This is a genomic window from Paenibacillus sp. FJAT-26967 (genome assembly GCF_001541095.1).
Taxonomy (GTDB): Bacteria; Bacillota; Bacilli; order Paenibacillales; family NBRC-103111; genus Paenibacillus_F.
Genome location: NZ_LMXH01000014.1, coordinates 46304 through 56943, shown reverse-complemented (window position 1 = coordinate 56943; position 10640 = coordinate 46304). Strand labels below are relative to the sequence as shown.

Annotated in this window: 10 protein-coding genes, 1 tRNA gene and 1 rRNA gene; all 12 read left to right on the top strand. The window is 48.5% G+C overall.

Annotated features, from left to right (window positions below; translation table 11 throughout):
• Positions 1 to 234: 234 nt before the first annotated feature.
• The 12 genes from rrf to AR333_RS23800 all read left to right on the top strand — a co-directional run bounded on the left by rrf (position 235) and on the right by AR333_RS23800 (position 10530).
• Positions 235 to 351: ribosomal RNA gene (gene rrf / locus AR333_RS23845) — 5S ribosomal RNA — on the top strand.
• Positions 352 to 529: 178 nt separating this feature from the next.
• A complete protein-coding gene (gene guaB, locus AR333_RS23840; protein WP_068777845.1) occupies positions 530 to 1987 on the top strand; it encodes an IMP dehydrogenase in 1458 nt (485 codons plus the stop codon).
• A 107-nt stretch (positions 1988 to 2094) separates the two neighbouring features.
• Complete coding sequence (locus AR333_RS23835) at positions 2095 to 3396, top strand: D-alanyl-D-alanine carboxypeptidase family protein (RefSeq protein ID WP_367585045.1); 1302 nt, start codon at positions 2095 to 2097, stop codon at positions 3394 to 3396.
• Positions 3397 to 3508: 112 nt separating this feature from the next.
• Entirely contained in the window at positions 3509 to 4393 is an 885-nt protein-coding gene (gene pdxS / locus AR333_RS23830) for a pyridoxal 5'-phosphate synthase lyase subunit PdxS (protein ID WP_201280828.1), read from the top strand.
• Positions 4394 to 4430: 37 nt separating this feature from the next.
• Positions 4431 to 5003, top strand: a complete 573-nt coding sequence (gene pdxT, locus AR333_RS23825; protein ID WP_068777842.1) for a pyridoxal 5'-phosphate synthase glutaminase subunit PdxT — start codon at positions 4431 to 4433, stop codon at positions 5001 to 5003.
• A 93-nt stretch (positions 5004 to 5096) separates the two neighbouring features.
• Positions 5097 to 6377, top strand: coding sequence for a serine--tRNA ligase (gene serS, locus AR333_RS23820; protein ID WP_068777841.1), 1281 nt, complete (start codon positions 5097 to 5099; stop codon positions 6375 to 6377).
• 83 nt (positions 6378 to 6460) lie between these two features.
• A tRNA-Ser gene (locus AR333_RS23815) sits at positions 6461 to 6547 on the top strand.
• 219 nt (positions 6548 to 6766) lie between these two features.
• A complete protein-coding gene (locus AR333_RS23810) occupies positions 6767 to 7114 on the top strand; it encodes a hypothetical protein (protein WP_068777840.1) in 348 nt (115 codons plus the stop codon).
• Positions 7115 to 7144: 30 nt separating this feature from the next.
• On the top strand, positions 7145 to 7291 hold the full coding sequence (locus tag AR333_RS25105) for a hypothetical protein (RefSeq protein ID WP_172798930.1): 147 nt from the start codon (positions 7145 to 7147) through the stop codon (positions 7289 to 7291).
• Positions 7292 to 7326: 35 nt separating this feature from the next.
• The gene (locus tag AR333_RS24450) at positions 7327 to 7476 is read left to right on the top strand and encodes a small acid-soluble spore protein P (protein ID WP_084784010.1); all 150 of its coding nucleotides are present in this window, start codon (positions 7327 to 7329) and stop codon (positions 7474 to 7476) included.
• Positions 7477 to 7866: 390 nt separating this feature from the next.
• Positions 7867 to 8448 (top strand): thioredoxin family protein, encoded by a 582-nt coding sequence (locus AR333_RS23805; protein ID WP_068777839.1) that lies wholly within the window; start codon positions 7867 to 7869, stop codon positions 8446 to 8448.
• A 333-nt stretch (positions 8449 to 8781) separates the two neighbouring features.
• On the top strand, positions 8782 to 10530 hold the full coding sequence (locus AR333_RS23800; protein ID WP_068777838.1) for an amylo-alpha-1,6-glucosidase: 1749 nt from the start codon (positions 8782 to 8784) through the stop codon (positions 10528 to 10530).
• Positions 10531 to 10640: the final 110 nt, after the last annotated feature.

Below are 10640 nucleotides of genomic sequence, written 5' to 3'. Positions count from 1 at the left end.
CACAGCAATGTGTGGAGCTGACCAATACTAATCGGTCGAGGGCTTGACCTACAGGTCTTTACGCGAGTAGAGGCCAACATCTAAAGCATGGCCTATGGCCGTGCACCACAAGATCTTTGGATGGATCTCATACATCTTTCGCTGCTAGTTTTCAGGGTACAACCCTGCTATGAGTAGTATGTCCGCAAGGAGATGCTGCGATTTTCGAAGTCTCTAACACTTCGGAACATCCTGTTTGGTGACGATGGCGGAAGGGAACCACGCGTACCCATCCCGAACACGACCGTTAAGCCTTCCAGCGCCGATGGTACTTGGACCGCAGGGTCCTGGGAGAGTAGGACGTTGCCAAGCGAGATAGAAAAGCCTTTTCGAACGAAAGTTCGAGAAGGCTTTTTGTTATAAGTAAGTTTTTAGGGAAAGATAGGGAATCCGAAGTTGTCGGGGGTCTTCTTCTTGACATGAAAAATGCGCTTATGTATGATTGCAATAATATCTATAGACCTAAAGACCGAATAGGAGGGCTAACCCTGTGTGGGATGCTAAGTTTGAAAAAGAAGGTTTAACATTTGATGACGTATTGTTGGTGCCTCGTAAGTCCCAAGTATTTGGGAAAGAAATTAATGTTTCAACAAAATTGGCTCCAAACGTAAAGCTTAATATTCCTTTCCTGAGTTCTGCGATGGACACGGTAACGGAAGCCGCTCTGGCCATTGCTATTGCTCGTGAAGGCGGAATCGGGATTATTCATAAGAACATGTCCATTGAGCAGCAAGCCGGGGAAGTGGACCGGGTAAAGCGCTCGGAATCCGGCGTTATTACAAATCCGTTTCATCTGACTCCAGATCACCATGTATACGATGCGGAAGCACTGATGGCTAAATTCAGAATTTCTGGTGTACCAATCGTAGACAATAACAAGAAGCTAGTCGGAATTCTAACGAACCGTGATTTACGTTTTGTTCATGATTATTCCATTAAAATCTCGGATGTTATGACCAAAGAAAACCTTGTTACAGCTCCGGTTGGGACAACCCTTGAGCAGGCAGAAGGAATTCTTCAGAAGCACAAAATCGAGAAGCTTCCTTTAGTGGATGATTCTTTTGAACTTAAAGGCCTTATTACCATCAAGGATATTGAGAAGGCTATTCAGTTCCCTAACGCCGGTAAAGACCCGATAGGTCGCCTCTTATGTGGTGCAGCAGTTGGGGTATCCAAGGATGTTATGGAACGCACAGCGGCTCTGGTAGAGGCAGGGATCGACATTCTAGTCGTAGACTCCGCTCACGGGCATCATATTAATATTCTAGAAACGGTTGCAAAGATTCGCAGCCAGTATCCTGATCTTCCGATTATTGCGGGTAATGTGGCAACGGCAGATGGCACACGTGACCTGATCAAAGCCGGAGCTTCGGTCGTCAAGGTTGGTATTGGCCCAGGGTCAATTTGTACAACCCGCGTAATTGCAGGTATCGGCGTTCCACAAGTTACAGCCATTTATGATTGTGCAACGGCTGCCCGTGAGTATAATGTACCCATCATCGCTGATGGAGGTATTAAGTACTCCGGTGATGTGGTTAAAGCCATCGCTGCGGGCGCAAGTGCCGTTATGCTGGGCAGTCTTTTCGCAGGTACAGAAGAAAGTCCTGGAGAACAGGAGATCTATCAAGGCAGACGCTTTAAAGTATATCGTGGCATGGGCTCGTTGGGAGCTATGAAAGAAGGCAGTAAAGACCGTTACTTCCAAGAGAATGAAACGAAGCTTGTACCAGAAGGTATTGAAGGTCGTGTTGCCTATAAAGGGCCGCTGGCAGATACGATTTATCAACTGGTGGGAGGACTTCGTTCAGGCATGGGATACTGCGGTGCTCCTAACATTGAGTCTCTCATTAACGATACCAGTTTCGTACGTATCTCAGGTGCTGGTCTTCGTGAAAGTCATCCTCATGATGTGCAAATCACTAAAGAAGCACCGAACTATTCACTGTAATCTACGTTTGAAGTCCAAAGGAGAGCCCAGTACCCAGTACTGGAGTCTCCTTTTTTTTATAGGCTGATGATGTTACAATAATACAGATCATGGACTAACAAATGGGAGTGTGGGAATTGAAAACATTTGGTTTTTGGAAAAGAAAAGTGTCGTTGGCCCTCGTAATTGCAATGCTGCAAATATCTATTCTTAACATATTCGCTGTAACGGCATTAGCGGCTGAAGGTGAGCCTGAATTGCAAGTGCAGTCAGCTATACTTATGGAAGCAAGTACGGGACAGATTCTATTTGAAAATAACGCGGACAAAGCGTATCCGCCAGCTAGTATGGCTAAAATGATGACCGAATACCTGGTTATGGAAGCGATTCAAGATGGAAAGTTAAAGTGGGAAGATAAAGTAACGGCAAGTAAGTATGCCGCGGATGTTATCGGATCCGGCCAGCTGATTGCCGAAGGAGAGCAGTTAACGGTTAAAGACATGTTCTATGCGATGTCGATCTATTCTTCGAATGATGCTTCTGTTGCTTTAGCCGAAAGAATAGGAGGCTCGGAAGAAGGCTTCTCCAAAATGATGAACGAAAAAGCAAAAGAACTGGGAATGTCGGCAGAGGCACATTTTATTAACGCTACCGGGTTATCCAGAGCAGACATCAAAGAAATGGCTCCAGCAAGTATCCCGGGCGAAACGATGATGTCTGCCAAGGATGCGGCTATACTGGCACGCAGTTTGATAAACGACCACAAAGAAGTACTTGAATATACAAAAATTCCATCTAAAAAATTAAGAGAATCGGATAAGGCTCCGATGATTAATTATAACTGGATGCTTGAAGGTAACAGCAGCAATATTAACTTGAAAAAATTCGCTTATCAAGGGCTGGATGGCCTAAAGACAGGCCATACAAATGAGGCGGGTTATTGCTTTACAGGAACTGCGGAACGGAATGGCATGCGTTTAATTTCTGTTGTTATGGGGGCTAAAACCGATCCAGAACGTTTCAACCAGACAAGGAAGGTGCTCGACTACGGTTTTACTAATTTTGAATTCAAAACCGTCGCTAAAGCGGGCACAGCCATTGATGCACAGAAAACCGTTCCGATTACAAAGGGTGTTGAGCTTGAAGCTCCGGCGGTACTGAAAAACGATGTTGCTTTTGCTGTAAAAAAAGGAACGCAGGATGTTAAGGTAGAAACTAAAGTGGAAGCCATTGCTGCGGACAAGCTCGTTGCTCCGGTTAAGAAAGATACGAAGCTAGGAACAGCAACGATCACATACGGTAAGAATACAGAAACGGTAGACTTGGTAGCTGCAGAAGAAATGGAGAAGGCAAGCTGGTTCCGAATGCTTTTCAGAGGGATCAAGAATTTGTTCGTTGATCTGTTCAATGGGGTAAAAGGCCTGTTCTAATGCGTTTTATCTATGGAAAAGTTATTGTTTTAATGTACTCCATCATGTAAAATGTTAGCTTAGAAGTTAATGAACGATAATTCGGATAAAAGATACGGAAATCGGGAGGATTATGATGGAAACGGGAACTTCACGCGTTAAAAGAGGTATGGCCGAAATGCAAAAAGGCGGCGTCATTATGGACGTCATGAATGCGGAACAAGCTAAGATCGCTGAAGCAGCAGGCGCTTGCGCTGTTATGGCACTTGAAAGAGTACCGTCCGACATCCGTGCAGCAGGCGGAGTAGCTCGTATGGCAGATCCGACAATCCTTGAAGAAGTTATGAAAGTTGTCTCCATCCCTGTTATGGCTAAAGCTCGTATCGGCCATATCGTAGAAGCTCGTGTACTGGAAGCTCTAGGCGCTGATTACATTGACGAGAGTGAAGTTCTAACTCCGGCCGATGAAGTATTCCATATCAATAAGAATGAATTTACCGTGCCGTTCGTATGCGGTGCGAAAGATATCGGTGAAGCACTTCGCCGAATTAACGAAGGAGCTTCCATGCTCCGCACCAAAGGCGAGCCGGGAACGGGCAACATTGTAGAAGCTGTCCGTCACATGCGTGTGATTCAGTCTCAAATCCGTAAGCTGCAAAGCTTGTCCAAGGATGAGCTGTATGCAGAAGCTAAGAATTTGGGCGCTCCTTACGATCTGGTTCTCTACATCCACGAGAACGGCAAACTGCCGGTTGTTAACTTTGCCGCAGGCGGTGTAGCAACTCCTTCCGATGCAGCCCTGATGATGGAACTTGGAGCAGACGGAGTATTCGTAGGCTCGGGTATTTTTAAATCGGACAGCCCTGAGAAATTTGCACGTGCAATTGTTGAAGCGACTACGCATTACAAAGACTATAAATTGATCGCGGAAGTTTCCAAGAACCTCGGGGCTCCGATGAAAGGCATTGAGATTTCCAAACTTCATGCTTCCGAGCGTATGCAGGATCGCGGCTGGTAATTAGCAGCCGTCCGATGGCAGGAAGAGGGGAACGACCATGAAGGTTGGGGTATTGGCTCTCCAGGGGGCCGTGGCAGAGCATATACGCCTTATAGAAGCCGCTGGCGGCGAAGGTGTAGTTGTAAAACGGACCGAGCAGCTGGATGAGCTGGATGGCCTTATTATCCCTGGCGGTGAAAGCACTACGATTGGCAAGCTCATGAGGACTTATGGTTTTATTGAGGCCATTCAAAATTTTTCCCGGCAGGGGAAGGCTGTATTTGGAACTTGCGCAGGTATGATCCTGGTGGCTGACCAAATTGCTGGACAAGCAGAGGCTCATCTCGGTTTGATGAATATGACGGTTCAGAGAAACGCATTTGGGCGTCAGCGTGAGAGCTTCGAGACGGATCTCGATGTAAAGGGAATTCAAGAGCCTATACGTGCTGTGTTCATCCGCGCTCCGCTGATTGATGAAGTAGGAGACCGTGTGGATGTGCTGAGTACCTATAACGGCCAGATCGTTGCGGCCCGTCAAGGTCAGGTATTGGCGGCTTCCTTTCATCCTGAGCTGACAGATGACTCACGTATGCACGCTTATTTCCTGGATATGATACGACAAAACCGCTAGAATGAAAGCAATAAGCAGAAGCACCTCTTTTGCTCCATATGAGAGAAGGGTGCTTTTGTTCGATTTTTAACACTATAAAGAGGAGGAGTCTCCTTGTTTGATTTGAAGTTAATTAGAACTGATATAGCAGCCGTTGAGACAGCCATGGCGAACCGTGGCAAACAGACAGATGAAGTTGCCCGGATTGCTGATCTGGATGTGCAGCGCAGAGAGCTGCTGCAGGAAGTGGAGCAGCTTAAAAACCGCCGTAATACCGTGTCCCAAGAAGTGGCGATGCGTAAAAAGGCAAAAGAAGATGCCGATGACCTTATCGCTGAAATGAAAGGCGTAGGCGATCGGATTAAAGAGTTGGACGAGGAAGTCCGTACAGTAGACGCCGAGCTTAATCAATTGCTGCTTTCGATTCCGAATATGCCGCACGAAAGCGTGCCTCTCGGATCATCTGAGGATGACAATGTGGAGATTCGCCGGAATGGGGAAGTAAAGACATTCGATTTCGAGACGAAGGCTCATTGGGATATTGCTATGGATTTAGGCATTCTTGATTTTGAAGCCGCAGGCAAAGTGACCGGCTCTCGATTTGTTTTCTATAAAGGTTTGGGGGCACGCTTGGAACGTGCACTGATGAACTTCATGATGGATCTGCACAGCACGGAGCATGGTTATGAGGAAATGCTGCCGCCGTATATCGTCAACCGCGACAGTCTGACAGGAACCGGACAACTTCCGAAGTTCGAAGAAGACGTGTTCCATATCGAGAATTCGGAATACTTCCTTATTCCGACGGCCGAGGTGCCGGTGACCAACTATCACCGGGATGACATTCTTGCCGCGGAGCAGGTTCCGAGCAATTTCGTCGCATTCAGCGCATGCTTCCGCTCTGAAGCAGGTGCAGCCGGCCGGGATACCCGCGGCCTGATCCGCCAGCACCAGTTCAACAAGGTCGAACTGGTGAAGCTTGTGAAGCCCGAGGATTCTTACGAGGAGCTTGAGAAGCTCACTCAGCATGCAGAGCGCGTACTTCAGCTGCTAAAGCTGCCATACCGCGTGCTGGTGCTCTGTACGGGGGACGTGGGCTTTACGTCCGCCAAGACGTATGACCTCGAAGTGTGGCTGCCAAGCTCGGAATCGTACCGCGAGATTTCCTCATGCAGTAACTTCGAGGACTTCCAGGCGCGCCGCGCGAATATCCGTTTCCGCCGCGATGCGAAGTCGAAGCCGGAATTCGTTCATACGCTGAACGGATCGGGACTTGCCATTGGCCGGACGGTTGCGGCAATACTTGAGAATTATCAGCAGGAAGACGGCTCCGTCCTTATTCCGGATGTGCTGGTTCCATATATGAATGGCGTGAGCGTAATTCGCAAAAAATAACACTTGATTAAGCCTCAGAAAGTATGTTAATATCTTTCTGTTACAGTTATCGTCTTCTAAGTATTTGGAAGCCGGTAGCTCATGGAGAGGTGGTCGAGTGGTTTAAGGCAGCGGTCTTGAAAACCGCCGTGTCTGTGAGGGCACCGTGGGTTCGAATCCCACCCTCTCCGTACTCCAAAAATTAAGACTGCAGGGATAATCCCTGCAGTCTTTTTTGTTATTTTAGAGATACGATGCGCACCAAATGCAGAACTCATGCGGTGCTGCATCATTTTTAACCCTATGTGTCAGAGAAAAGTCAGCGGGCTCTAATGCCAGCTTTTGATGAAAAGGAAACGGAATAAGGGCACCCTACAATGACACATGTTAAAGGTATGGAGGTGTTGAATATGATCAAAACGGAGAAACCAGCCATTGAGCGAGAAGAATTGGCTAAAGCTTGGATGGAGCAGCTTCCGCGGACGCTCCCTGAATCGGATCACGCGCGCGTTTGGCCTGATGAGGCCGATTCTCAAGCGATTCGAATCCATATTACGAATGCAGGGAGATCCAGCTACACGTTTGATTTTAAATGCACCTATGTTGATTCACGTGAGGTACGGGTGGAGCTGGTCGATGTGGAAAGGGATGATGTGCACGTCGATGAGACGACGGATATCATTCAAAACCTCGTTAAAGATTATATCCGCCACATTCACGAATGTGCCCAAACGCTTCAGGATTTGACTCACGCTTAATTGTTCTCTAGGCGAAATGGAGGAAGTGCCATGACAAGACAGAAGAGCAGGGATAAGAATCTTCAGAATGTCGTAAAGGATTTCGATAAGACGATCGTAAACAGTCATCAAGCTCAGCAGGTACAGCAGCAAACGAATGATCGTCGCCATCAAGACGCCTTAAATCACGAAGAGTAGGTCAGATAAATCCAGATAGATTGAGGTGATTCATCATGTCCAAGCCCAAAACGCAGCCTGTAGGTGCGAGTATGGTGCAAGAACAGCGCGAAGAATATGAAGGTCCTGTTAACGCACCTTTGTCGGGTTCCAAAAAGGTGAAGAAAAGAAACCACAGTCGTCAAAATCATGGTGAAGGCAGCTAAGCGTACAATTTTATATAAATTAATAAAATTCTGTGAATCATGAATACTTCGTTATGAAATGGTCATACTAGTATTGTCGGTGAGCACAGAGAGGTGTGGTTCCGTTGGAAAATTCCGCTGAACAGCTTTTAGAAGGTCATTCGAGCTTGTGAAAATCCAAACTGGAGGAGATGTGCCAAAGACACTTATGTGTTCCAGAAGCCGTTTCACTGTGAAGGTTTGCGAAACAACAAGAAATTGAAGATCATCCACGTAATCACCGGCAAAAAGAACCCTTCGGGGTTCTTTTTTTATGCCTTTATCCGCGACAGGCCAATTCTAAATATGAGACCGAAGATTCGAAAGGGGTTCATTTGAGGTACTTTAACGTATAGACAGGAGGGATTCACAATGGGTTTTACTTTATCGATTGGAGATACCGCACCGGATTTTAGCCTGCCTGGAACGGATGGAGATACTTACAGCCTGGATAGTTTCCGTCATGCCAAAGTGCTGGTGATTTTTTTTGCAAGCAATGTATGCCCGTATGTTCGGGGCTCGGAAGATATTACTCGCAGAACCGCCGAACAATTTACAGAGCAGGGCGCGGCATTCGTCGCGATTAATAGCAACAGCGCTTCTACGAATCCGGATGATTCGTTTGATAAGATGGTGGAGCGTATGGAGGAGAAGAAGTTCCCATGGGCCTACCTTCACGATGCGGATCAGCAAACCGCCCTTTCCTATGGAGCACTACGGACTCCCCATTTCTTCGTGTTCGATGAACAGCGCAGACTCGTCTATACGGGCCGGGGAGTAGATAATCCTAAGGATATATCGGAAATAAAGGAAAACAACCTCCAGGAGGCTTTGGAGGCCGTTATAAACGGCAAACCAGTGTCTACACCGCTTACTAATCCTGTGGGATGCAATGTGAAGTGGGAAGGCAAGGATAAGGATTGGATGCCGGCAGAAGCTTGTGACCTGGTATAGGTTACGGATCAGGTTCTGCTGTCAGAGCTTCCAGATAAGACTTGGCCAACATTGAAAGACCTACGCTGCAAGCTGTCTACGGTTATTATACCGGCGTCAGCTTGTTTTGCTTTGTTAGCTTTTTTTATGCAGAAAACAATAATACGAATCTATCCGTACAAAATGGAACTTTTGATACTCTTGGCAAAAAGCGGGGGCACTTCAGATGCAAAATGACACGAAGATACCAACAAGCGTCGGTTTGGGGTTTCTATTCTTTCCTGTACAATTTCATGTAAACGCTCTCTTTATGAGCAGGAACAATGAATTCAAGGTGCAAAGGGGGCAGCAATTATGAAGTTGGATCTGTCGGTGGTGCCATTCAGCCGCTATGGTTCCTATTTTGCCCTATCAAGACTGCCGCAAAGCGAAAAGCGCAGCGAAGGGCTCTACTTACGTATGATTCGCGGAGGTGATGAGCAGGCCGGTGTGCTGTTCGGTATCACCCTCATTGACCCGGAAAGCAGAGAAGCGCTGCCGGATTATCGGGTAGAGGCAACTCCTGTCAAGATACGGCTGGAAACGCGAAACAGCTGGATTGAATGGTGCATACCGGAGCCGGACTGCATCCGTGTCAGAGGCGCAGGAATCGGAATGAAGCTGACGGCGGAGCTAAGCGCTTACGATTATGCCATGCCTTACCAAGAAAGAGGCTGGGAACTCAACAGTTTTTCTCGGGAAGTCCGGATTCTGCTGTCCCCGCTGGCGGGGCATTTCGAACCCGATGTAGTATGGGGTGGACTCCGCGCCAAGCATATTTCCTTTGAGATGATACCGGACGGAGAAACCGGTTCGTTCGATCTGTCTCTCGAGGAATACCGGACGGTTCTTGGGCAGCGGGATCGATATTCGTATGAGGAAGCCGAAGCTATGGTAAGCCAGGACTGGGAACAGTGGCTTGCCCGCACAATCCGGACTGAGGAAGACTGGGAGGAAGCGCGGACTTTAGCCGCTTATATTACGTGGTCCTGTGTCGTGCGGGCGGACGGGTATTTATCACGGGCCGCCATGTACATGTCCAAGAATTGGATGACGAACATATGGAGCTGGGATCATTGTTTCAATGCGATGGCACTGGCCGGGACGAACCCGGACTTGGCTTGGGATCAATTTGCGATATTTTTTGACCGGCAGGACGAAAGCGGTATGCTGCCGGACTTTTTAAACGATAAATATGCACTCTGGAACTGCTGCAAACCCCCTATTCACGGCTGGACATTGAAATGGATGATGGAAAATTCATCGGCGGTAACGGATACGCGGCTTCAGGAAATTTATGAACCGCTCAGCAAATGGACGACGTGGTGGTTCCGGTACCGCGATGACGATGGGGACGGAATCCCGCAGTACAATCACGGAAATGACAGCGGCTGGGATAACAGCACGGCGTTCCTGACGGATATTCCGGTAGAGAGTCCGGATCTCTCGGCATTTCTAGTCATTCAGATGGAGGTGCTGGCGACCGCGGCGCTGAGACTCGGACTAAGCGAAGAGTCCGAGCGCTGGGCGGTCCGTGGCCAAGAGCTGCTCCAGAAGCTGATCGGGCACTTCTGGGACGAGAGGGAGGGACGTTTCACGGCCATGCGTTCCGGCTCCCACGAGCGTTCGGCCGGTGACAGCTTGCTGACGTTCGTTCCAATCGTGCTGGGAAGCCGGCTTCCCGGTTCTATCCGCGAGAAGTTGATCGCGGACTTGAAACAGCCGGGCCGGTTCCTGACCGGCAACGGGCTGGCGACGGAGAGTACGTCCAGCCCGTACTACGCGGCCGACGGTTACTGGCGCGGACCCATTTGGGCTCCTTCCACAATGCTGATCGTGGAAGGGATCCGCGGAGCGGGTGACGAGGAGTTTGCCTCGGAGCTGGCCCGCAGGTTCTGCCGCATGGCGGCAAAGTCCGGTATGGCGGAGAATTTCGACGCCCTGACGGGTGAAGGGCTGCGTGACCGTGCATTCACCTGGACCTCGAGCGTATTTCTTCTGCTGGCCGGCAAATGCAGGGAAGAAGCGAATTTTAAGATCTCGGCAGAGAAAATGGAGAAGTAAAGTATTTCGCCTGTATTCGCTGAGTTAGATCCGATTCATAAGATTTGATCGGATCATCGTTATAGAAGTGGAAGAGGCCCTTCAACTTGCAGCAGATGGCAGCAAGCGAT